Raw genomic sequence first — 23,326 nt, forward strand, 5'->3', positions numbered from 1 at the left:
CTCAAGGTCGCCGGCCCTGCCGAGCAGGCGGGCCTCCAGGATGGTGAGTTCCTCGCTGACGGGGCGGATGATGCTGACGAAGGACTCGATGGAGCGGGGGGAGAAGAAGAGTTGGAAGGAGGCCATGATCTTCCTTGGGGGTGCTGGTAAGGGTGCGGGGGTCAGTCGGAGTTGATGTCTCGATGGAACTCCCAGGGGGTGTCGTACTCCTCGGCGGACTCCAGGTCGTTGAGCGCGATCTCTCCCGCACCCGCCTGGATGTTCTCGGCCAGTTGCAGCCCGTGGTCCTGGACCTCCAGGAAGAGGGGATGCATGTCGTTCTTGAACAGCCCGAAGCCCAAAGCGACGTCGGGATGCCCCGAGGCGGTCTTGGCGTCCTCCATGATCAGGTCGAACATGTCGGCGATTCCGGCCATGGCCGAGGCCAGGGTCTCGGCGTACTCGCCGCCCTGCATCCCTTCGATCGGATTGCCGCCTGACTCGGTCATTCACGACCTCCTTCTCTTCTCTGTATCTTCCATCCCGCGAATGCGCGGCTTCCGGTGAGGCGAATGCAGGAAGCGGATTCCCGCGTGCCCTATCACCGGGGTGCTCCCACGGTGCGTCGACGCCTGCCCCATGTGAAGCCCTCAGCCGTCCGAGTCCGTGTCGGGGCTCGCGCTCGGATCGGACGTCACCGGTTCCCGGACCCAGCGCACGACCAGGGGCCAACCGTCCATGGACGCGTCGTGGAAGCGCGGGAAGGCCTCCTCCGTCTCCGTCACCTCGCCGTCCTCCAGGTCCACCCGGAACCAGGAGTCGGCGGTCTGGAGCAGGACCGCGTCACGCTCGGGTGCCGGCGCGTACTGGACCACCGGCCCGTCGGCCTCTTCGAGGAGACGGGTGGCTGTGTGGCCCTCTCCCTCCACCCTCACCAGGTACGCGCCCGCCGGCGGCTCTCCACCTCCGACGGTGTCGGGCCGGAGCACGGCGGTGCCCTCGCCCCACACCAGAGAGCCGTCGAAGGTCTGCCACTGGCCGCCGCCGATGTTGAGGGTGGCGTTGACGACGCTTCCCGCGGTCTCCCGGACCACCAGACTCCCCCCATCGGAGGAGTTCTTCTGCTGGGTCGGCACGCTGTTGCGGATGTGCAGCGCCCCGTCGGGGGTCAGCGCCCAGTCGCTGGGACGCTGGTTCTCCCCCAGCGGAAGGCTTCCCTCCTGGTTCGGGGTGCCGGTCGGAGCCTCCAGCGGTACGGACAGGACCTGGGGAGGAGCGCCGTCCTGGACGTTGTCGGAGACGAACCAGAGCCGTTCACCGTGGACGACGGGCTGGGACAGGACCTCGTTCGCCGCCGGAGTGATGGACTCGACCGGTTGATAGGAGACCTCCTCCTCTCCGGTCTCCTCCGGATCGGTGAGGACGGCGACGTGCACGGCGTTGGGCTCGGAGGTCGCGTAGGCGAAGAAGGTCCAGTCCTCGGAGAACTGGGAGTGCACGGGCAGCGCCGGGGCCATCGGGTCCACCGCGCCCTCGGGCAGGGCGACGCGGTGCACGGGCTGTCCGGTCTCGTGGTCGTGGAAGACCAGGACCTGGTCGGTCTCGGGGTCGCCTCCCTCGAAACCGCGGTGCAGCAGCGCCAGCCCGGACAGCCCCTCCTCCGCCAACTCCTCCACGGTCTCGGCGGGGCCGTCCGAGCCGTTGGACGTGTCGGCGCAGGCTGTGGGAGCGAGCAGGCACAACACGGCCGAGGCCAGGGCGAGGGGACGCCGCATGGAGCCGCCTTTCGGGGGACGACGGGGACACAGGGGGTGAGATCCCCCCAAGCGTGTCATGGTTCGCTCGGGGTGAGGTGTCCATTATCCGATCCCCGACCTCGCCAAGGCGAGGTCGGGTGGGCGCCGAGCCGACGTTCTCGGCCCGGTCGGGGAACATCGGAGAGCGGTACGACCGCTCAGGCGGGAGGCTCGCTCCAGCCCACCTGGACCAGATCCGGACGCTCTCCGCGGCGGGCCAGCTGTGCGCGTCCGGCGGGCAGCTGGCGGGACGCCACGCCGTTGGCCAGGCGCCCCTCCATCCGGTCACCGGAGAACAGCATGCCCGGGGTGGCCATGTCGCCCAGCGCCTGTAGCACCGGCTCGAACATGGCCCGCGCCGCACCGCCCGTGCGGCGCGCCGCGATGATGTGCAGGCCCAGGTCGGAGCCTTGCGGGATGAACGGCGCCAACGGCGCGAGCGGGTTCGACCGCGCCCCCAGCATGTCCATGTCGTCCACCACGATGTACAGGTCCAGACCCTTCCACCAGCTGCGCTCGCGCAACTGCTTCGGTGTCACGTCCGGGCCCGGCAGACGCTCCTTCAACGACCCGGCGAGGTTGGCCGCGACGGCCTTGGTCTGCTCCGCGCTCGTGCAGTACGCCAGCAGGTACTCCTCGGGGACCAGTTCCAGGTGGCTGCGCCGGAAGTCCACCATGACCACGCCGATCTCGGTGGACGGACGGCGCACGATCTGCTTGACCAGTCCGCGCAGCAGCGCGCTCTTGCCCGTCTGAGGGTCGCCGAACACCATCAGGTGCGGGTCCCGTGCCAGGTTCGTGGTGACCGGGGTGAGCGTGCTCTCGGCCATGCCCAGCACCAGTTCGAGGTCCCGGCCGCGCTTGGGGGCCCGGCGGCCCTTGAGCAGGTCCTCCAGCTCCACCCTGGCCGGCAGCGTCTTGACGCCTTGGACGGCCTTTTGGGGCCATCGTTCACCGACCCGCTTGATCAGGTCGCGGATGCCCGCGGTGACGTCCTCGCCGTCGGCCGAACCGTCCACACGGGGCAGGGCCACGTGCGTGTGGTGCTCCTCCGCCGTCAGACCGCGCCCGGGGGTGTCCTTGGGCAGGGCCTCGGCCGCCTTGCGACCGATCCCCGAGTCCATGGGGTCGCTCAGTCGCAGCTCGAACCGTCCGCCGAACAGGGCCTGCAACCGGGACCGGACCTGCGAGCTCGCGGCACCGGTCAGGATCGTGTGCACCCCGAGGGACGGGCCCCGCGTGGCCACGTCCATGAGGATCTCGTCCGCCTCGTCGAAGGTGTCGCGCACCGACGACCAGCCGTCGATCATCAGGAACAGGTCGCCCACCACGTTCGCGGGAACCCTGCCGTCCGCTCGGGCCTGGCGCAGGGCGGCGGGGGAGTCCAGCTTGTACTTGCGGAACACGCGCTGGCGCCGGTCCAGTTGGGCGCGCACGTCCACCAGCACCCGCTGGACCTTCTCGGGGTCGGCCCGTCCGGCCACACCCGCCACGTGCGGCAGGTCCTCCATCGCCTGGAGGGCGCCGCCACCGAAGTCGATCGCGTACACGCTCACCCGTCCGGGCGGGTAGCGCCAGGCCAGGGAGGCGATCACCGTGCGCAGCATGGTCGACTTGCCGGACTGGGGGCCGCCCAGGACGATGACGTTGCCCTCGGCGCCGGTGAAGTCCAGCTCGGTCGGGACGACCTTCTGTTCTCGGGGGATGTCGGTCAGGCCGATGACGGCGCGCATGTCCGAGGGTTCGGGCTCGGTGCCGGCCCCCTCCAGGTCCTCGCCCTCGCCCAGGTCGGTCAACACCCGGTCGAGGGTGAGCGTCTCCGGCAGAGGCTCCAGCCAGATCGGTCGCACCTTGTCCGCGCCGGAGGCGACCAGACGGTCGACCGTGACCTGGAGGGTGGTGCGCTTGTCCTCCTTCTTGGGCTCCTCGCTCTTGGCGCGGATCGAGTCCACGAGCGACTCCACCAGCGATCCCGCCCCGGTGACCTTGTCCAGGCCGTTGTAGGACAGCAGCGGGAGCACCGGCGCGTGCTCCTCCTTCTCCTCCTGGACGGGGGGCTCGTAGGGCTGCGAGACCATCGCGGCCTTGAACCGCTCGAAGACCGAGGTGTCCACCTTCAGGTAGCCCGATCCCGGTTCGGGGGGCAGGTGGTAGGCGTCCCCCACCCCGATCGCCTCGCGGCTCTCCGCCTCGGAGAACGTCCGCAGGCCCACGCGGTAGGACAGGTGGGACTCCAGGCCCTTGAGCTTGCCCGACTCCAGGCGCTGGGTCGCCAGCAGCAGGTGCACACCGATCGAACGCCCGATACGGCCGATGGCCACGAACAGCTCGGCGAAGTCGGGGTGCGCGGTGAGCAGTTCGGAGAACTCGTCGATGATGATCAGCAGGTGGGGCAGGGGCGCCAGGCTCGGGTCGTCCTCCCGGGCCGCCTCGTAGGCGTGCAGGTTGGGCAGGTTGCCCGCGTCCTTGAGGATCTGCTGGCGGCGCACCAGTTCGCCGAAGGTCGCCTCGCGGAACCGCAGGACCAGGGAGTCGTCGTCGGCCAGGTTGGTGATCAGTCCCGCGCTGTGCGGCAGGCGGTCGGTGTCGGCGAAGGTGGCGCCGCCCTTGAAGTCCACCAGCAGCAGGGCCAGCGACTCGGGCGAGTGGTTGATGACCAGCGACGCCACCATGGTGCGCAGCATCTCCGACTTGCCCGAACCCGTGGCGCCCACCACCAGGCCGTGCGGGCCCATGCCCCCGAACGCCGACTCCTTCAGGTCCAGCAGAACCGTGTTCCCACTGGGGCCGACGCCGATCGGCACCCGTAGGTAGTCGCCGGTGCTGCGTCGACGCCAGGTGCGCCGGGTGTCCAGTTGGGCGACGTCGGGCACTCCCAGGATCTCCGGGAGCCCGACGGTGGAGTGCATGGCGTCGTCGCCGTCGGTGACCGCGATGCCGTACGGGGCCAGGATGCGGGCCAGGGAGGTCAGATGGGCGACGCTGGACCGGTCCGCCCTGCCTTCGAGCGGCGGGGAGTCGGTCTCCTCGTCGGGATTCTCGGGTTCCTCGACCAGTGTGCCGTCGGCGTCGATCCTCAGCCGAAGGTCCACCGCCTCCGGTTCCTCACGTCGATCCGACACCAACGCGATCACGTGGACGCCCAGGTCGGCCAGGGAGGTCACGGGCGGTTCGGCCCGCAGACCGGACAGGGTCGACTGGTACTCGCCGTCCAGGACGACGACCAGTCGTTGGGTGCCCGGCCCCGGCGGGGCGCCGCGGCGTCGCTGGAGGTCCACGGTGCGCCGCTCGATCTCGTCCGCGAGCAGTTCGGCGACCTGCACGGTGTTCACCGACACGAACCGTGCGGGCATCGGCCCGTCCTTGGCGTCGTCGAAGGTGTTGTGCGGAAGCCATTTCAGCCATTCCCAGTGGGAGCGCAGTTTGTTGTCGCGCACCACGCCGATTCGCAGGTCGTGCGGGGAGTGGAAGGTGGCCATCTGCGCGATGAGGGCACGGGCCAGACCCCGGGCGGCCTCACGGTCGCCGACGACCGACACCACGCCGTGCTCGCGCAGGGGGAGGACCAAGGGCATCTCCGGCACGTTCGCGTACAGCTCGATGAGCTGGTCGGCGGCGCCCTGGCAGACGGGGTCGTAGACGATCAGGGGAGAGGAGGTGTCGACCTTGAGTTTGAGTCGTCGGGCGAGGGGGCGCGTCCCCACGCCCGCGCGCAGGTCGAGGAAGTCCGGGTCGGAGGCCCGTCGCTCCCATCGGCGGGCCCGGGAGCGGGCCGGGTCGATGAGCAGTCGTGGGTCGGGGTGGCGGAACGCGTTGTCGGCGCGCTGGCTTGCGGCCACGTCGCGCACGATCTCACGCAGTTGGTCCAGGTAGTCGACGTAGCGTTCACGTTGTTCGCGGATGCGTTTGCGCGGACCGTTGTGCTGGGCGACGAACATGATGATGCCGACGACCACGCTGGCCATCATGATCATCACGCCGGCGACGGCCATCAGCGGACGGTGGCCCATGGTGATGGACATCAACAGGGAACCGGAGCCGGTGATGATCGGCATGATGATCATGGCACCGGAACTCGACGCCGGCGGGTTCTCCGGCATCTGCGGGGGAGTAGCGATGACGAGGGGAGAGTTCCCGGGGGCAGCCGGGACGCTTCGAGCCGGGCGGGGGACTGGTCTCGTCGCCACAGGAGGTCTCTTTCGGTCCGCTTACGGGGGATGGCGTCTGGATGGCTACGCTAAGGATGATCTCGCGATCCTCGCGAATCACCTAATTCGCGTTCGTCTCACCCCCAAAGGCGACAACCGCCCATGACGACGACAAAGGAACCATTGGTGTGAGTGGATACTGCCGGGTCACCGTCACCGGGCCGGAACGTTGGGCCGATCTGGCGCTTCCTGGAACGGTTCCCGTGGCAACGCTGATGCCCCGCATCATCGAGGTCTGTGCTCCCGAGGAGGAGGGCGTCGAACCCGCGGGCTGGGCGTTGAGCACACTGGACGGGGCCCCGGTCCATCCCGACGAACCTCTGGAGAACGCGGGCGTCCACGACGGCGACGTGCTGGTGTTGGACCGGCGGACCGCGCGGAGCAGACCCGCTCACGTGGACGACGTCCGTGGCGCCGTCGAGGACCGCGTCGACGAGACCGCGCGTATCTGGAACCCGACCACGACGCTGTCCTTCGGACTCCTTGTCGCGGCGATCGCCCCCCTGGCGCTACTGGGACTGATGATGTGGTGGCGTCCCTCCGCCGGCCACCTCGGGGTCGCTTCGTTGGGGACGCTCTTCACCATCGCGGTGATGCTGCTCGCCGCACGCAGACCCCTGGTCGCCGTCGCGCACGTGCTGTTCGCGACGGCGTGTGCGTGGGGCGCGGTCACGGCCGTGCTCGCCGCCGGCCTGGTGACCAGTGCCGATCCCCTGGTGATGACCGCCTTCGCGCTGTCCGGGGCCCTGCTGGTGGCGGTGGTCGGCTGGGCGTTGCACGAGACGGGGCTGGCCTACATCGCCGGGTTCGGGGTGGTGGCCGTGACCGCGGGGATCCTCGTGGTGGTGGGGATCTTCGTGGAGCCGGTACAGGGTGTCCGCTCCATGGGGCTGGCCCTGGTGCTGTGCGTGGGGGCGCTGCCGCGTGTGGCGATGGTGATGGGCGGGCTGTCCGGGCTCGACTACGAGGTGGGACGTTCGGGGCAGGTCGCCACGGAGCGGTTCGAGGACACCTACCACAACACCGACCGGCTCCTGCTGGGCATCGTGCTGGGCACCGCGGTCAGCGGTGGTGCCGTCGCCGTGCTGCTGAGCCTCCTCGCCACGGGGCTTCCCGACCTTCTGCTGTGCGGGCTGCTCTCGGTGCTCCTGGTACTGCGCTCGCGCCTGTTCGACCGGATCCGGCACGTGCTGCCACTGCGACTGGCCGGGGTGCTCGGCGTGGGCGCGACCGGGGTCGCGGTCGTCGGCGAGTACCCGTTCCTGGCACCATGGCTGCCGCTGATCGTGCTGCTGGGCGGGATCACGCTCGGTGTTCTGAGCTGGGTGCGGTTGACCGACGTGCCCAGGGCCTCCCTGCGCCGTTTCCTCAACTGGACGGAGATCGTGGTGATCATCGCGATGTGCGCGGTGTTCGCCTGGGGAATGGGTCTGTTCGATTTCGTGCGGACGATGACCGCGTAACGACGTCGGATCCGCGCGGTCGGGTCTTTTCCGACGATGCCGGACGCCTCCGCACGAGGTTCAGCCGGACCGCCGTGCCCCGCGCTCCTTCCCCGAGGCCGAACGACGACGGCGGCGGGCCTCGCGCAGCGAGACGCCCAGGATGCGCGTGGCCGTCACCGCCGCGATCACGGCCAGCGGGAGGGCGAGCGCGGTCGCCGGCTGCCGGATGGGGCGGAACCGGACCCCTTCCCCGTCGAGCACGAGGAAGCCCGCGGGCCGGGCCCGGACGAGACCCGTGCCGCCGGCACCCTCTCCGCCGGACCGGAGGATCAGGTGGCCCGTGCCCCCGCCCATGACGGTCAGCGCCGTGATCCGGGCGACCGGGACGATCGTGGTGTCGCCGGAGAGCACGGGGTCCCCGAACACCGACGTGGTCCGGGCCGAGGCCCTCGTGTTCTCGATCAGCCTGGTCAGCGTGGACAGGGCGGGGCTGGTACCGCGGGCGGGCCCTGGCATGGCGAGATCCCTTCGGAGACGGGTACGAGGTTTCACGCTATAGCGGGACGGGGCGGACGCGGGGGAGGACACCCGGCGTCTTCGCGGGCGTCGGTCCGCGCTCCGACGGAGCCAGGGGGCGTCCGTGTTTCAGCGGGCGAGGACGCCGAGCAGGGACAGCTCGGTGTTGTGGACCGCGATGTCGCCCCTCCCCGTGCGCAGGCCCGCCACCCGCGAACCGTCCTCGGACAGGGCCATGGGGAACACACGTGGCAGGTCCGGTCCCAGCGCCACCTCGGTGGCCGCGCCGTACTCCCAGGCCACCATGCCGCCGGTGTCGGCGACGGGATCCAGACGTGCCGCGAACACCCGGCCGCTCGCGGCACTGTAGGCGACGTCGACCAGGACGCCCGTGTCGGCGCCGGGGACGTACTCGCGTACGACCTCCTCGGTCGTGGGATCCACCAGGAGCACGGTGCCCGAACGGATGATCAGAACGCCCGAGCCGTCGGGAAGGAGGTCGAAGGCGTCGGCTCCCACCCCGGCGCGGTCGCGGATCAGTCCGGTCGGTCGGGGGTCGTCGACGTTCCAGACGGTGACCCCGCCACCGTTCTCACCACCCGCCACCACACTGCCGTCGAGGGAGTACCTGATGGCCCCCAGGGACGTGGAACCGGCCAGTCGGGACTCCACCTCCCATGTCGCGGTGTCGTGCAGGTGCAGCATTCGGCCGTCGGGGTCGCTTCGCACACCGACCGCCAGCGAGGAGCCGTCGGGGCTGAAGGCGACGGCCCGCACGGGCCGGTCCGAGCCGACGGTCCACCGCTTCCCGGAGCCCAGGTCGACGACGACGGCGCCGTGGCCGGTGCCGTAGGCGACCATGCAACCGTCGGGGCTGAAGGAGGCGGGTGTCGGGGGCAGGGCGGAGGCGTCGTGGTCGATCTGGGCCAGGACCCTCGATCGTTCCCAGTCCCACAGGGTCACCGTGTCGATCTGGGAGACGGCCAGGATGGAGCCGTCCGGGGAGAAGGAGAGTTCGAGCGGGACGTCGTCGGGGAAGGCGACCTGGGGGTCGTTCGGCGGGGCGAGGCGACCGGGAAGGATCCGTTCCGAGACGGAGCAGTCACCGGTGCCGGTGTCCGCGGTGCCCGCGGGGCTCCAGGACGCGGCGGCGAAGGAGTACAGGCCCATGCCGAGGAGGAGGACCGTGACGGTGATCAGAGCCAGGACGCGGGGCAGGGTACGGACACCCTCGTCCGCATGAGCATGATTCGTGCCTTGAGGATCGGGTAGCGGGAGAGGGCGGAAGGTACGGAGGATGCGGGGGTCCCCGAGACGGGCGGGTTCGTCGGGGTTGAGGGGGCGCATGGGTCCTCTGGGGCGTTGCAGGGGGGTGACATCGAGGACGGCCCGCCGGGGTTCGCGCCGGTGCGTGTACCCGGAGGTGTGTCAGGAGTCACCGTAACCCGTGAATGGTGCCCGCTGCACGTGGTTCTGAACCGTTCAGAGGGATTGCATGCCCGTATGTGAGGTTTTGTGGCTTGAGGTCCGAAGATTCGAGGTGCGGTATGACGCCGGTCCGCGCAAGGGGAGCGCCCCCCGCGCTCGTCGCGCCCTCCGTCGCCTCGGGGCACGCCTCATGCCCGGGACGGTGCGCAGGGTCTCGGGTGGAGGACCGTGCCGTGGACGGCGGGAAGGGGATCGTGGACGGGAGCCGGTGAACGCGGGGGTGTTCTCAGGCGGCGACCGTGTGGTCGACGACCGTGCCGTGGCTGTACACCGGCTCGGGCCCCCGCGCGAAGGGGTTGAGGAGTTCGGCCGCGCCGACGGGGTCGTTCGCGGGATGGGAGACGGTCCCGCCGTGGAAGAGGTCGTTCCAGAAGAAACGGCCGTCGCGACACCAGACGTTGACGTCGTTGTGGACCGAGACGACGGCCATCTCGGGGGTGCCCGACCAGTAGAACTGGCGGGGGGTCAGGGAGGCGAGCTCACCCAGCAGTGCGGTGACCGCGCGTTCGGCGCAGAACGCGTGACGGGGCTTGTGCTTGACTCGTCTGGCGAGAGCCGACTTCGCCCGGGAGGCCCGGGGGTTGTTCAGGCGCCAGTGACTCAAGGTCGTCTCCAGTGGTCTAGGCGGCCGCGGCGACAGCTGTGCCCTGCACATCACCGCGGTTCGAGGGGCACCGCCTCACCGGATGGCCTTGGCGGGTTCCCTCCACAAAGTTGGCGAGGCCCGAACGGTGTCGTTACCTCGTAGTTATTCTTTGCGCTCCGGATGCTAGCAGCAACTGACCCGGGGTAGTCGAGCCTTCTGAGTGTGACCAATGTCACATTTAACAAAATCATCTCAACTTGGTTCTACTGAGAACATCAAGGTCGGAGCATGTATTCCGCAGATATGTTCGATGGCTTTGGTGAGGAAAAAGTGTCCCCGAACACGCGTGGGATGTCATGGGCCTCACTCATTTTGGCCACTTCTAGCTCTTGTTCGATGACTTAGTGTAATTTCGTGCGAATTGCACTCCCTTGGAACAACCCGACGCGGGCTTTGCCTTCCCCGAAGGGTGGTGTAGGGCGGAGGTTCCGCTCGGTTCCGTGGTTCTCTTCGCCCCGATGGCAGGGCCGGTCTCCTTCGTGCAGGACACTGGAGGAAGTTCGTACGAAACGGAGAGAAGTCGCCCAGTGGCACAGCCCCAAACGTCCGGTGACCGGACTACCGTTCCCGTGGAACCCACGGGCGGCGCTCGCGCCTGGCTCGTGTGGGCCGTCGCCGTGGGCGGTTACTTCCTCGCGATGCTGCACCGCAACGGTCTCGGGGTGGCGGCCCTGGAGGCGCAGGCGCGTTTCGACGTCGGCCCGGCACTGCTCTCCGTGCTGCCGATGTTGCAGCTGCTCGTCTACGTCGTCCTCCAGGTGCCCGCAGGGCTGCTCGCCGACCGGCTCGGACCGCGCTACACGCTGGTGATGGGCATGGTGGCGATGGCGGCCGGCTCGTTGCTGTTCGCGCTGGCCCCCGGCATCGAGGCGGCGGTGGCGGGACGGTTCCTCATCGGGCTCGGCGACGCCCTGGTGTTCCTCAACGTCATCCGTCTGGCCGCCCTGTGGTTCCCCCGTGCGCGCTACGCCCTCGTCAGCGGGCTCACCGGTGTGGTCGGCGGGACCGGACAGGTGGCCAGCGCCGCACCGTTGGCCTGGGCCCTGGGCGGGATCGGCTGGGTGGCCGCGTTCCTGGTCACCACGGCCCTGAGCGTGCTGATGGCGCTGCTGGTGCTGATGGTCGTGCGCGATCGCCCGGCCGGTGCGGCGGGACGGTCCACGGTGGCCGACCCGATTCCGGTGTGGGCCGCGCTCAAGGAGGCCCTGCACGCGACCGGACCGTTGATCGGCATGGCCCACCACGCCGCCGTCATGGCGCCGTTCACGATGATGATGGTGCTGTGGGGTTATCCGTTCCTCGTGGCGGGTCTGGGCCTGTCCGAGGGCACGGCCGCCCTCGCCCTCACGGTGTTGGCCGCGGGCGGGTTGTGGATGGCCCCGTTCGCGGGAGCGGTGGTCGGACGCAGACCCGACGTGCGACGTTGGCTCGCCCTCTTCCTCGGAACGGCCCTGACCGTGGGCTGGCTGCTGTTGGTGCTCTGGCCCGGCGCCGTGCCCGTGGCCCTGGGACTCACGGTGATGGCGGTGAGCGCGATCGGGCAGACCCTGGCGCCGACGGTCTCCTTCGACTTCGCGCGCGACGGTATCCCGGCGAGTCGGACCGGGGTCGCCTCCGGCCTGGTGAACATGAGCGGTTTCACCACGGCGGTGGTGTGCACCGTGGCGGCCGGCGCCATCCTCCAGGCGTTGCCGGAGGGACCGGAGGCCTATCAGGTGGCCTTCGTGCCGATGTGCGTGACCACGGCGTGCGCCACCGCGGTGCTGTACCTCCTCATCCTGCGCCGACCCCGCGGGTAGCGGCCGAGGGCGGGGAGACCTCGGCGGCCGTGCGTGGATGCGGGCGACACACGTCGTCCCCCCTTGTGCCGTCGAGGGGCGGATGGGACCTTTTCCCCATGGAGTGGAGCCCGCAGCGGTCGAGGGAGAGGTTCTCGGCGAGCCGTGTCGCCAGACTGGCCACCGTGGACGGGGCCGGACGGCCCCACCTGGTGCCCGTGGTGTTCGCGGCCTACGGTGACACGGTGGCGATCCCCGTGGACCACAAGCCGAAGAGCACCTACCGCCTCAAGCGGATACGCAACATCGAGGGCGACCCCCGGGTCTCGCTGCTCGCCGACGAGTACAGCGACGACTGGGACCGGTTGTGGTGGGCCAGGGCGGACGGGGAGGCGCTGGTGGAACACGCGGGGCCCGCCTGGCACGAGGCCCGGGAACGCCTCGCGGCACGGTACGGCCAGTACCGTGACGACCCTCCCGAGGAGGCGATCATCCTGGTCCGGGTCCACCGATGGTCGGGATGGTCCTCTCAGGACGCGACCGGGTGGCGCTGACCGGACACGGTCCTCCCACAGAGTGACCGTGGCCTTCCCGGGCCGATCCGCCGCGCCGGTCAGCCGGCGCGCCAGGTGGCGTCCTGGAGGGCGCCACCGGCCTGCGGACCCATCAGGGACAGTCCCCCGTCCACGAACAACGAGGCTCCGGTGACATAGGACGCCTCGGGGCGCGCGAGGAAGGCCACGGCCTCGGCGACCTCGTAGGCGTGACCGGGGCGGGGCAGCGGATAACCGGCACGCGAGTCCAGGGCCGGCTGCTCCTCGTGCTGTCCGGTCATGGGGGTGGCGATCTCTCCCGGCGCCACCGCGTTCACGGTGATGCCGTACAACCCCAACTCCAGGGCGAGGACACGCGTGAGCAGCTTGGCTCCGCCCTTGGCGACGCAGTAGGCGCCCGCGTTCACCCGTGGGTAGTCCTCGTGCACGCTGGTGATGTTGACGATGCGACCTCCGCGCCCCGCGTCGCGCATGTGGGTGGCCGCGATCTTCGAGCAGAGGAAGACCCCGTCCAGGTCCACGGACAGCACCTCACGCCAGCGCTCGTATCCGGTCTCCAACAGGGGCTCCTCGGAACCAGTGCCCGCGTTGTTGACCAGGACGCCCACGCCCCCGAGGTCCTCGATGAGCTCGGAGACGGCCTCGGAACCCCCGACGGGGTCGGTGAGGTCGTGCCGGCGGATCGCCACCCGTCGGCCGGTCTGACGGATCTCGGCCTCGGTCCGGTGCACGCCCTCCTCGTCCTGATGGAAGGTCACCCCGATGTCGAAGCCCTGCTGAGCGAGGCGGATCGCGGTCGCCCTGCCGATCCCGCTGTCCGCGCCGGTCACCAGCGCGACCCGGTCGTAGTCGTCGAACGCGTGCGCACCCTCGACACGGTCATCGCCGGCCTGTGCCATTCTCGTGTCCCCCTTCCGCGCGTTCCGGTGACGCGCACTCGGGTGTGCGGCTACCCAGGGTCACCCCCGGCACACCCGGTACGGAAGGGGCGACCGACGCCGTGGTGCCCTCCGGGACCGACCCGACGGACCTCGCCGTCGCCTTCCGGGCACCTCCTCGGCCCTGGTGGGGTGTGCACGGAAGGGAACGGGCGGGGCGGTCCGAAGACCGCCCCGCCCGTTCTCGGGGTGCGGAGTCGTCCTAGAAGGCGGACTCGGGGACCTCCATCAGGTCCAGGTTCACGTTCTCGGCGATGCGACGCTCGGCGGCGACGCGCGGCAGGACCTGGTCGGCGAAGAAGCGCGCGGCGGCGATCTTGCCGGTGTAGAAGTCCTTGTCCTCGCCGGTGGCGTCGTCGACGCTGTTGAGCGCCACCTCGGCCTGGCGCAGCAGCAGCCATCCCAGGACGACGTCACCGAAGGCCATGAGCAGGCGGGTGGCGTTCAGGCCCACCTTGTACAGCTCGCGCGGGTTCTCGGCGGAGCCCATCGCGTGGCCGACCATGAGCTCGACGATCTTCTCCACGTGCTCGGTGGCCTCCAGGAGCAGGGCGCGCTCCTCCTTGAGGCGGCCGTTGCCGGCGTCGCTCTGGGCGAAGGCCTTGATCTCGGCGGCCAGCTTGCCCACCGCCTGACCGCCGTTCCTGACGATCTTGCGGAAGAAGAAGTCCTGGGCCTGGATGGCGGTGGTGCCCTCGTAGAGGGTGTCGATCTTGGCGTCGCGGATGTACTGCTCGATCGGGTACTCCTGGAGGAACCCGGAGCCGCCCAGGGTCTGGAGGGACTCGGCGAGCAGGGCGTAGGAGCGCTCGGAGCCCACGCCCTTGACGATCGGCAGCAGGAGGTCGTTCATCGCCTCCAGTTCCGCGGTGTCCCGCCCCTGGGCCTGCGCGATCTGGATCGCGTCCTGCTGGGTCGCGGTGTACAGGACCAGGGCGCGCATGGCCTCCACGTAGGACTTCTGCGTCATGAGGCTGCGGCGCACGTCCGGGTGGTGGGTGATGGTGACCTTGGGGGAGTCCTTGCCCGCGGCCAGGTCGTTGCCCTGGACGCGCTCCTTGGCGTACTCCAGCGCGTTGAGGTAACCGGTGGAGAGGGTGGCGATCGCCTTCGTGCCGACCATCATGCGCGCGTACTCGATGATGAGGAACATCTGGCGGATGCCGTCGTGCTTGTCGCCCACGAGGTAGCCGATGGCGGGGTGCTTGTCGCCGAAGGTCAGCTCACAGGTGGTGGAGGCCTTCAGCCCCATCTTGTCCTCGACGTTGGTCACGTAGGCGCCGTTGCGCTCACCGAGCGAGCCGTCCTCGTTGACGAGGTACTTGGGGACGAGGAAGAGGGACAGACCCTTGGTGCCGGGGCCCGCGCCCTCGGGGCGCGCGAGCACCAGGTGGAAGATGTTCTCGCTCATGTCGTGCTCGGCCGAGGTGATGAAGCGCTTCACGCCCTCGATGTGCCAGGTGCCGTCGCCCTGGTCGATGGCCTTGGTGCGGCCGGCACCGACGTCGGAGCCGGCGTCGGGCTCGGTCAGGACCATGGTGGCGCCCCAGCCGCGCTCGATGGCGAGCTTGGCGAACTCCTTCTGCTTCTCGTTGCCCTCGGAGTAGAGGATGCTCGCGAATCCGGGGCCGGCCGAGTACATGTGCACGGCGGGGTTGGAACCGAGGATCAGCTCGGCGGCGGACCAGACGAGGGAACGGGGGGCACCGAGGCCGTCGAGCTCCTGGCCGAGGTCGAGGTTGTACCAGCCGGCGTCCATGTAGGCCTGGTACGACTTCTTCAGGCTCTCGGGCATGGTGACGCTGTTGGTCTTCGGGTCGAAGACCGGCGGGTTGCGGTCGGCGTCCTCGAAGGACTCGGCGATGACACCGGTGGCGAGGCGGTTGACCTCGTCCAGGATCGTGCGGGCGGTCTCCTCGTCGAGCTCCTCGAAGGGGGCCTGGCCCAGGATGTCCTGGCGCTTGAAGACCTCGAAGAGGTTGAACTCGATGTCGCGCAGGTTGCTCTTGTAATGCGTCATGGACAGCTCCGCTGTGTCCCGGCCGCGGTGTCTGTACACGCGGATCTACCGACTAGTAACAAGTCAATGTTACTACCCAGTAGACATGTGCGCCAGTAGGGATAGGGAGGTGTGTCGCAGAGGACATAAGACGCACACAAAAGCCGAAATTCGGGCATGTGGTGACGTTCTGTGTGTACGGGGGTGAGACCTCCGCGCTGTGGTGGGACGCCCTCCACAGGGCGGTTCGGCGTCCGCGCCCCGGTCAGCGCCGGTGCGGATTCGTCTTCGGTGGCGAACCCACCGGCAACAACGTCAGCGCGGTCCGGTCCACCCCGTCCAGATGCAGTCGCTCGTTCACCGCGTCGTCGGCGAACCCCGACACGACCAGACTCCGCAGACCCAGGGCCGTCGCGCACAGGGACAGATTCTGTGCCACGTGTCCGGCCTCCTGGAGGAGCAGGCGCAGCGCGCGCTGGCCGTAGCCTTCACGCAGCCTCCCCAGATCACCCACCAGCACCACCAGCGCGCCGATCGTGTCCGCGACGGCTCCCGGACGGCCGTCCGGCGATCCCCGCAGGAACGGGGACAGCTCCGAGAGCCGGTCCGCCGCGGTGGCGTGATCGGCCCGGAGGAGACGGTGCTCCTCGGCGAGGTAGCGGTAGGTGCCCCTGTCCAGGCCCGACACGTGCCGGGCGATCAGCCACACCTGCGTGGCGTAGGCCGCCCCCGGGCTCGGGTGGTTGCGGGGCGGCTTCCGGCGGAGCGGCTCGCCCGCGCGAACGTGACTGACACCCGCCGCGTGTCCCAGAAGGGACGACAGGTCCGTCAGGGAAAGGTGGGAGCCGTAGTCCCCGTGGGCGCTGTGACGCCGGGCCAACACGTCGCCGATCGGAAGGGACAACGGGGCGGGTTCGGGAAGATCCACCGGACCGAACCCCCCCGTCCCATGAACGGGGGGCCGCTCGGCCGGTACCGGTCGGGGCAGGTGCTCGCCGCCGATGGTCGCCGTGCGGTACTTGCTCGCCTCCGCGTACGCCCGGTCGGGCGAGGCCACCTCGGAGCCGAAGAAGTCGCCGGCCGGTTCCCACCGGGGGTAGGACAGTGACAACAGCCACGCGATACGGCGTTCGTCCTCGATGTCTAGACCGAGCCGGTTGTTGTTCATGTGCAGGAGGGACCACACGATACGTGTGAGGTCATTGGTGAGCGGTCTCTCCTGGTGCAGTCGGCGTAGTCTCGCCACGGTCTCGCCGAGCGCCCGGTGCCACAGGTGATGGGTGGAGGAACCCGCGCCGGCGACCAGACGCTCCACGCGCGTCCGTCGTTGGAGCCAACGCGAGGGTGAGGAGTGGAAGAGCGCCTCGGCCTCCTCCCTGGCACGGCTGACGCCCCTGGCGACCTCGGCGGAGTAGTCCCAGGCCGCGTGGTAGCCGCGGGCCTGACGTACGGCCTCCACGTCGGAGAGGCCGAGTATCCCGAAGGCGAGCGATGTCAGGTCGGCGGCCACGACCTGGCGCTGGTCCGTCCGTGGCGCGGAGCGCAGCACCGCCAGGGCGATGGCCGAACTGGTACAGAAGAAGTCCTCGCACACCTCCAACGCCCGAGGACCCCCGTAGCGTTCGGTCTCCGGCTCGTAGACGGCCTCGACGACGTCGCCGTCGCCGTGCCAGCGCTCGGTGTCGGCCTGGGGCAGATCCGCGTAGTAGGCGGCGCTGTCCAAGGCGACCGCCTCGCCGGAGGTCTTCTCCGCGGCTTCGCGCATGCTCTGGGAGAACTCCCGGATCGCTTCGGGGTCGGCGTCCAGGAAACGTACCCGCAGGTGGGGGCCGCCGTCCCAGTAACGCAGGAAGAACCATGCCTTGGCCCGTCCTCGGGACACCAGCTCCTCCGCGCGTGGGGCCAGATGGTCCAACAGGAAGGCGTCGATGCGGTCGCGTTCGCGGTGGAGGTAGACGTACACGGCCGACCAGTGACGGGTCATGGGGCCTCCTTGGTGTGTGGGGGATCGCGGTCGTGCGCGGGAACGGGATCGGGCGCGCGGTCGCTTCGGGTCCTCTTCAGCGGGCGGCGTCGACGGGCAGGTCCATGTAGGAACCGCGTTCGGCGCGTACCCAGAGCTGGTAGGCGGGGGTCGAGGACGGATCGAGCCCGAGGACCGTCGCCCACTCGGCCTCCTGGTAGTTGCGCATGGGGCGGGCGCACAGGCCGGTGGCGGCGGCACCGAGGCAGCCCCACTGCGCGATCCAGCCCAGGAGGGTGTGCAGAACGGTCTGGGCCCGCTCCCCGTGGGCGCGCGCCCACGGGTGGAAGTCCACGGCGAGCGTGTAGCCGAGGGCGGAGGAGAAGTTGGTCTCCCCGGTGCGGGGCACGCCACGGGCCGGAAGCGCGGTGCCCTCGGCGGTGACCTCGCACACGGCGCGGTCGTCCACCCGGTCGTCGACGAGGACCTTGCGGTACAGGCGCGGTGACGCGGGGCAGGCCGTCCGGGCCGCGGCGAGGGCGGCCACCAGCGAGGCGGTGATCCGCTCCCCCTCCTCGGGGGAGACGTGGGCGCTGGTGACCAGGTTGGCGGTGGACACGCCGCTGGTGCGCTCGTCCAGCCAGCGGCGCAGCGGCACGCCCGTGGGGGCGCAGGCGGCGACCACCCGGGCCAGCGCCTCCGCCTCCACCACCGGGACGGTGCCCTCCGGGTCCTCCGGGTGTTCCGGTGCCAGGGTGACCGCGCCGCAGGGGGCGAAACCGTCGGGCACGGGGACGTCGGTCGGACCGAAGTGCGTGCGGGGACGAAGCCCCGCCCGTTCCAGGGCGAGCCCGAGCGTCGCCAGCAGGTGCCCGCCCTCCAGGAGCGCCAGGGAGGGGCGCAGCCGTCCGTACTCGGGGGGATAACGGCGGTGGTCCACCGCCACGACGAGACGGGCGCCGGCGAGTTCCTCCGTGTCCGTGGGGGCGGACGCGCCGCCCCATGGTTGGAGGGCGTGGGACTGCGGGTCCACGCGCAGACACCAGGGATCGGTGCCTGCCGAGACCAGGAACAGGTCGGCACCGAAGAGCCCGCGGGGAGACGGGTAGGCCCGGTGCACCGGATAGCGGTCGGCGGCGGAGATGCGGCGTACCCGCACCGCCTCCACGCACGCGGCGAGCAGGCGCTGCGCGCGTGTCCAGGAGCCGTCGAGCGGGGGTCCGCCGGCGTCCAGTCCACGCAGCGGCGAGAGCGCCGGCAGGGACGGACGGAACTGTCCGGGCACGACCCCGGCCAGACCGTTGGACGGACGCGGGCCGAAGAACAGGGTCTCCACCTGGGAGACGTCCTTGTCGTGTGACTGGCCGTGGAAGTCCGCCAGGGCACGGACGGAGTCGGCGGCCGTGACCTTCGATCCGGTCACGGGAACGGGTGCGGTACCGGGTGGATCCGGCCGTGTCGCTCCCATGGCACTCCTCCCTCGAACAGCGTCGACGCGCGGGTCAGTCGCTCCAGCGAGCGGGTACGGCGGTGGGTGTGGCCGAAGGTCATCGGCAGGGCACCGGGGACGATCACCTTCACGGAGCGGACGCCGGCCGCCTCCGTGTACGGGGCACTGCTCTGGTCCACCACGACCACGTCCAAGCCGAGGGCGTGCACGGCCTCCAGACGCTCGCGGAGAAGGGCCGTGAGGTCGGCCCCGGCGAAGGAGGAGGGGCGGCCCGCGACGAACTCCCGTGCCGAGATCGTGGAGGAGGGGGACTCCAGGAACTCCCAGTGCGGGCGCGCCTCCCACAGCCCGTGCATACCGGTGTGGTCCTCCAGGGTCCTGACCAGGGTGAAGTCATCGAGCATGGGGCGGCAGCGCTCGACGTCGACCGACGCGCGCATGCGCACCCACTTGGGGTACATCAGCGCGTTGGTGGCGGTCTCCTCCACCGCCGCCATGATCGCGCGCCGGGGATCCAGATGGGTACCGGTGGCCAGGCTCAACGCGGGCGCGACCCCCGAACGGACCGCTTCCCGGGGAGCGGTCACCACCGCCAGCGCGGTGGGGATCCCCAGGTCGGAGGTCAGATCGAGCAGTCGCAGCCGAAGCCCGCGTTCCTCCACCAGGTCGGTCAGGTGGACGAGGGCGTGGTCACCGTCGTCCACCTCGATCTCACGCAGCCGCGTGCGCGAGTACCAGGCGAGCAGGAACGCGTCGCGCTCCACCACCTCGAACAATCCGTAGAGGACGGCCTCCTCCAGGGTTCCGCCGACCGCGCAGCCGTTGGACGACTCGTACAGGAAGCGGGTGCCCTCGGTGCCCGCGTGCCAGTACGCCACGTGTTCGGGCACCAGGATCCGGCGGCGTTCCAGCGTGGACCACCCCCACACCCACCACGTGGGGACGTCAGGCGCGTAGGGGACCAGGTCGAAGGCCGGATGTCCGTACCACTCGGGTTCGTGCAGGCCGAGCCGTTCGGGATCCAGCGCGTCCTCGGCCAGCTCGGCGTAGCTGCCGAAGATCCGGGGGGCGCCGTTGTGCCGGTGGCCACCGGTGACACGCTCGACGCCTTCGAGGAAGGCCGGGACCTCGCTGTCGGAGAAGCGCAGGGAACGTCCGTAGCCCCCCTCTCTCCTGGTGTGACCGGGGGCGACGGTCTCGCACGTCATGAGGGACAGGGGTGACTCCTCGTCCCGGTAGACGTGGGCGGCGGGGCCGAACCGGAAGTCCAGCAGTCGCGCGCGCAGCCCCGAGCGGGACATGGATCGGGTACGCAGGGCGTCACCCCGGATCGGCTGGGGGGTCCGCAGATCCAGACCGCCGGACACGGCGAGCCCCACGCCGTCGGGGAAACAGTGAGCGCAACCCGGATGCGGGACGAGACTGTGCCGTGTGACCTCGCCGGTGCGGCAGTCCAGGGCGAGCATGGCCGACCGCAACCCGTCGGGGTCGTGTACGGCGGAGTCGATCAGGGGGTCGAGGACGTCCGTCCACAACGGGAGGACGTCGGGGACGTCCTCCTCGGGAAAGGTGTCGCCCTCCACGTCCCGACGCCAGAGCGCGGCGCACCGGGCACAGCCGGTGGAACCACGCGGGGTCCACGGGCCGACGATCGCGAGCGCGCCGCTCATCGCCACGTGGAGCAGTCCCCCGCCAGCCGGGACGGTGCGGGGTTCGGCCAGGGTGGTGCCCGGGGAGAGGAGCCGCAGTGCCCGGGAGGACACGGTGGTCAACGGCCCACCTCCTTACTCTTGTCGCTCTTGCGTTCGTGGGGGGAGGGACGCGCGGTCACCGGCGCGTCCGTCCACGTCGTCAGGTCCATGAGGCCACCACCGCGTACACGCCACGCGCCGCCCATGAGCCGGCCCCGCCGGGCGCGTACACCCGCACCAGGCCGGTCTCGTGCGCCCAGCGCTCCAGGGACGCGGTCACGGGACCGGTTCTCGTCGTCGTCACCGGCAGCGAAACGGTGTCCACGAAGGAAGGAGGGTCCGTCCCCCGGCCGAGTTGGACGCGTGCGACCGCGCGGAGCAGGGCCTCGTGCGCGGCGGCGTCGGTCTCGGGGGCCGCGCTGGCGCCCATGGGCGCCCCGTCCGGTCCGAGGACGGTGACCCGCCACAGACCGAGGTCGTCCGACTTCTGGTGGAGCAGTCGCGCGTCCACACCGAAACGCAGTGTCAGCGCCGCCCACAGTCTGCGGGCGGACGCCGACATCGGCTCCGAGGGGTCGGTGTCCCTCCAACGGTCGTGGTCTTCCGTCACCAGGTTGCCGACCGCCTCGCCGACGGCCGCGGAGGGGGTCAACCCCAGCCCCAGGGCTTCGGACTCCGACCCGGCCGAGCGGGCGACGGCGTGCAGGGCGGTGAGCAGCGCGTCCACCCGGGCCGTCGCGGTGGTGGCGCCGGCGCCGAACAGGGAGGAACGGTCCACGCGGGCCGCCCCCACGGGCAACTGCTCCAGGTCGTCCGGTCGCGGTTCACCCACCGGGCCGAAGACCCGGTCCCACAGAGGGGCCACGGAGTCCAACCGCTCGGTCACCTCCTCCGGCGGTGCGGCCTCCCGGGGAAGGGGCTCGGGGACACGGGGGTCCAGAGCGGGCAGGACCACGAACGGGTGCGGCTCGCTGACCAGTTCGTCCGTGGTCACCATGAACTCCGGATCCCGCGGAGGGTCCGTCTCCTCCACGCTCCGGGCCACCTGTGCCACCAGGGCCAGGGACAGCTGGGCCGCCACCAGGGAGCGGGTGAGCGACAGCCCGGCCTCCTCCACGGTCCCGTCGGATCCGGTGTCGTCGAGACCCTCGAACCAGGTCCGGACGCGCTGTGACAACTCGGGGTCGGCGGAGGTGTTGCGCGGCCCCGACACCCAGATCCCCCGGCCGGAGGCGACCAGGTGCAGCGCCTCCTTGTGTCCGGGGACGCAGAGTCGCGTGGTCAGCAACGCACCGGGGCCCGACTCGGTGTCGGCGTGCACCTCGCGGAAACCGGCGCGTCCCAGCGCCCGGCGCACCTCGGCTTCGAGCAGCGCACAGGAGGACCGGACCCGTACCGTGCTCTCCGCGAGCGCGCGCAGCGCCGCGTACGGCCGCGCGGTCAAGGACTCCAGGTGCGGATAGGCGACGAGTTCGGAGCCCGAGAGCTCATGCTCCTCCTCGACCTCGCGCAGGAAGGCGTGCTCCTCCAGTTGGTCCAGCACGCCCTCCAGGAACGCTCTGCCCTTGGCCGGGAACCGCTCGGTCAACGTCCGGCGGGTGAACCCCGAGCGCAACGTGGGTTCCAGGGCGTGCCACAGGGCCTCGGCCCGTGCGCCCCGGACCACCACGGCGGTGGTCCCCATGCTCAGGGCGATCCCCTCCTCGGCGAGGGAACGGGCGCGGACGGCGGTCTTCAACCGCATGCTGTGGTCAGACATCGCCCACCCACGGCAGCGTCGGCCTGAGCTCGGGGTCGTTGCGCTGGTGGTCCACCACGCGGCGCACGGTCTCCTCCCAGGTCTCGCCCACCACCTCCTGTGCGGCGGAGGTGAACAGGTACGCGATCGAGTAACGCTGGATCGGTGTCACTCCCATCAGCGGCAGAAGGTCGAAGAAGCAGTTGATGAGGAACCGGAACGCGGCGAAACCGTACCCGTCGCCCAGACGGGTGAAGTCCAGCTTGCGGAACTCCCGGTGGAAGTCGCTGTAGGAGCGCTCGTCCGACCCGCTCCAGCGGATCCGGATGTCCTCGCCGAAGCGGGCCGCGGTGTCCAGCCGGTCCGGGTGGGGGAAGGGCAGGATGTGCTCCTCGCGAGCCAGCGCCACCGCCTCGGGCAGCCATCGCCGCGTCCACTCCAGCCATGACAGGGCGAACCGGTCGGACGTGGTGCCCTCGTGGAGCGCGCGCAGCGTCTCCACCAGCTCCTCGCGCTGCGCCCGGTACGCCTCGGCCAGGCGCTCCTGCACCCGCCCGTCGGGATCCGACCAGTGGAAGTACTCCTTCCAGTGGGACAGGAAGGCCTGGTAGCCGGAGCGAAGCCCCCACTCGGGGTACTGGGAGGCGATCGCGCCCATCCCGGCGAACACGTTGGCGGTCACCGCCGTACCGCCGACCTGGTCGGCCACGCGCGAGATCCCGTCGGTCAGGACCCGACCCTTGAGCGCGGCGGCCTCGCGTCCACGGAGGAACGTGTCCACCGGGTCGCCTTCCACGCGGAGGATCGAGTTGTCCGGCTCAAGCGGCGCGTAGGGAGGCTCCACCAGTTCCAGACGGCCCATGCGCTCGGAGAACACCGCGTACTGGTCGGGGTCGATCGGGCGGGTGGACGGCCTGCGCGCCAGGAAGTCCCGTACACGGGCGTCCACACCGCGCACGGCCTCGTCCACGGCCTCGGCCTCGCCGTCCGCGTACAGGACGCAATGCGGGCCGAGCCGCCAGTGCAGGTGGAGCCACGCGGCGGTGATCCCCTCCTTCCGGGCGGTCTCCTGGGCCGCCGGTACGAGGCACTCTCCCAGGAGAGCGCTCTTGTCGCTGTCGTAATAGGTCACTCGGA

16 protein-coding genes are annotated in these 23,326 nt (G+C 70.4%); 3 read left to right on the plus strand and 13 right to left on the minus strand.

Translation table 11 applies throughout. From position 1 onward, the window contains the following. Positions 1-161: 161 nt before the first annotated feature. From PFX91_RS16930 to eccCa, 3 genes are all read right to left on the minus strand, one after another. Positions 162-488 carry a hypothetical protein gene (locus PFX91_RS16930; protein WP_285733026.1) on the minus strand — a complete coding sequence of 109 codons (327 nt, stop codon included), beginning with the start codon at positions 486-488 and terminating at the stop codon, positions 162-164. 141 nt (positions 489-629) lie between these two features. Beyond that, on the minus strand, positions 630-1,754 hold the full coding sequence (locus PFX91_RS16935) for a hypothetical protein (RefSeq protein ID WP_285733028.1): 1,125 nt from the start codon (positions 1,752-1,754) through the stop codon (positions 630-632). Positions 1,755-1,933: 179 nt separating this feature from the next. Further along, positions 1,934-5,893: a type VII secretion protein EccCa gene (gene eccCa / locus PFX91_RS16940; protein WP_502888328.1), complete on the minus strand. Its 3,960-nt coding sequence runs from the start codon at positions 5,891-5,893 to the stop codon at positions 1,934-1,936. Positions 5,894-6,111: 218 nt separating this feature from the next. Here eccCa and eccD point away from each other — a divergent pair, with 218 nt between their 5' ends. Then, positions 6,112-7,446 carry a type VII secretion integral membrane protein EccD gene (eccD, locus tag PFX91_RS16945; protein ID WP_285733031.1) on the plus strand — a complete coding sequence of 445 codons (1,335 nt, stop codon included), beginning with the start codon at positions 6,112-6,114 and terminating at the stop codon, positions 7,444-7,446. A gap of 60 nt (positions 7,447-7,506) precedes the next feature. On the opposite strand, the gene PFX91_RS16950 is transcribed toward eccD, so the two are convergent. The 3 genes from PFX91_RS16950 to PFX91_RS16960 form a co-directional block, all read right to left on the minus strand. Further along, entirely contained in the window at positions 7,507-7,944 is a 438-nt protein-coding gene (locus PFX91_RS16950) for a GerW family sporulation protein (protein ID WP_285733032.1), read from the minus strand. 129 nt (positions 7,945-8,073) lie between these two features. After that, the gene (locus tag PFX91_RS16955; protein WP_285733034.1) at positions 8,074-9,291 is read right to left on the minus strand and encodes a WD40 repeat domain-containing protein; all 1,218 of its coding nucleotides are present in this window, start codon (positions 9,289-9,291) and stop codon (positions 8,074-8,076) included. 367 nt (positions 9,292-9,658) lie between these two features. After that, the gene (locus PFX91_RS16960) at positions 9,659-10,036 is read right to left on the minus strand and encodes a hypothetical protein (RefSeq protein WP_285733035.1); all 378 of its coding nucleotides are present in this window, start codon (positions 10,034-10,036) and stop codon (positions 9,659-9,661) included. A 569-nt stretch (positions 10,037-10,605) separates the two neighbouring features. On the opposite strand from PFX91_RS16960, the gene PFX91_RS16965 reads away from it, so the two are divergent. Both PFX91_RS16965 and PFX91_RS16970 read left to right on the plus strand, forming a co-directional pair. After that, entirely contained in the window at positions 10,606-11,877 is a 1,272-nt protein-coding gene (locus PFX91_RS16965; RefSeq protein WP_285733037.1) for an MFS transporter, read from the plus strand. A 98-nt stretch (positions 11,878-11,975) separates the two neighbouring features. Beyond that, positions 11,976-12,410: a TIGR03668 family PPOX class F420-dependent oxidoreductase gene (locus PFX91_RS16970; RefSeq protein WP_285733040.1), complete on the plus strand. Its 435-nt coding sequence runs from the start codon at positions 11,976-11,978 to the stop codon at positions 12,408-12,410. A 59-nt stretch (positions 12,411-12,469) separates the two neighbouring features. On the opposite strand, the gene PFX91_RS16975 is transcribed toward PFX91_RS16970, so the two are convergent. The 7 genes from PFX91_RS16975 to PFX91_RS17005 form a co-directional block, all read right to left on the minus strand. Beyond that, positions 12,470-13,309: an SDR family oxidoreductase gene (locus PFX91_RS16975; RefSeq protein ID WP_285733042.1), complete on the minus strand. Its 840-nt coding sequence runs from the start codon at positions 13,307-13,309 to the stop codon at positions 12,470-12,472. 241 nt (positions 13,310-13,550) lie between these two features. Continuing rightward, positions 13,551-15,368: an acyl-CoA dehydrogenase gene (locus PFX91_RS16980; RefSeq protein WP_285733044.1), complete on the minus strand. Its 1,818-nt coding sequence runs from the start codon at positions 15,366-15,368 to the stop codon at positions 13,551-13,553. Positions 15,369-15,612: 244 nt separating this feature from the next. Beyond that, positions 15,613-17,331 (minus strand): thiopeptide-type bacteriocin biosynthesis protein, encoded by a 1,719-nt coding sequence (locus PFX91_RS16985; protein ID WP_285733046.1) that lies wholly within the window; start codon positions 17,329-17,331, stop codon positions 15,613-15,615. Between the two features lie 76 nt (positions 17,332-17,407). After that, positions 17,408-18,778 carry a hypothetical protein gene (locus PFX91_RS16990; protein WP_285733048.1) on the minus strand — a complete coding sequence of 457 codons (1,371 nt, stop codon included), beginning with the start codon at positions 18,776-18,778 and terminating at the stop codon, positions 17,408-17,410. Continuing rightward, the gene (locus PFX91_RS16995) at positions 18,730-20,523 is read right to left on the minus strand and encodes a TOMM precursor leader peptide-binding protein (protein ID WP_502888329.1); all 1,794 of its coding nucleotides are present in this window, start codon (positions 20,521-20,523) and stop codon (positions 18,730-18,732) included. The genes PFX91_RS16990 and PFX91_RS16995 overlap by 49 nt, the downstream gene beginning before the upstream one ends. An 88-nt stretch (positions 20,524-20,611) precedes the next feature. Continuing rightward, the gene (locus tag PFX91_RS17000) at positions 20,612-22,210 is read right to left on the minus strand and encodes a hypothetical protein (protein ID WP_285733050.1); all 1,599 of its coding nucleotides are present in this window, start codon (positions 22,208-22,210) and stop codon (positions 20,612-20,614) included. Then, a complete protein-coding gene (locus PFX91_RS17005) occupies positions 22,203-23,321 on the minus strand; it encodes a lantibiotic dehydratase C-terminal domain-containing protein (RefSeq protein ID WP_285733052.1) in 1,119 nt (372 codons plus the stop codon). The genes PFX91_RS17000 and PFX91_RS17005 overlap by 8 nt, the downstream gene beginning before the upstream one ends. Positions 23,322-23,326: the final 5 nt, after the last annotated feature.

Origin of the sequence: Nocardiopsis sp. ATB16-24, assembly GCF_030271535.1 — a bacterium.
In the GTDB taxonomy this organism is placed as follows: Bacteria; Actinomycetota; Actinomycetes; order Streptosporangiales; family Streptosporangiaceae; genus Nocardiopsis.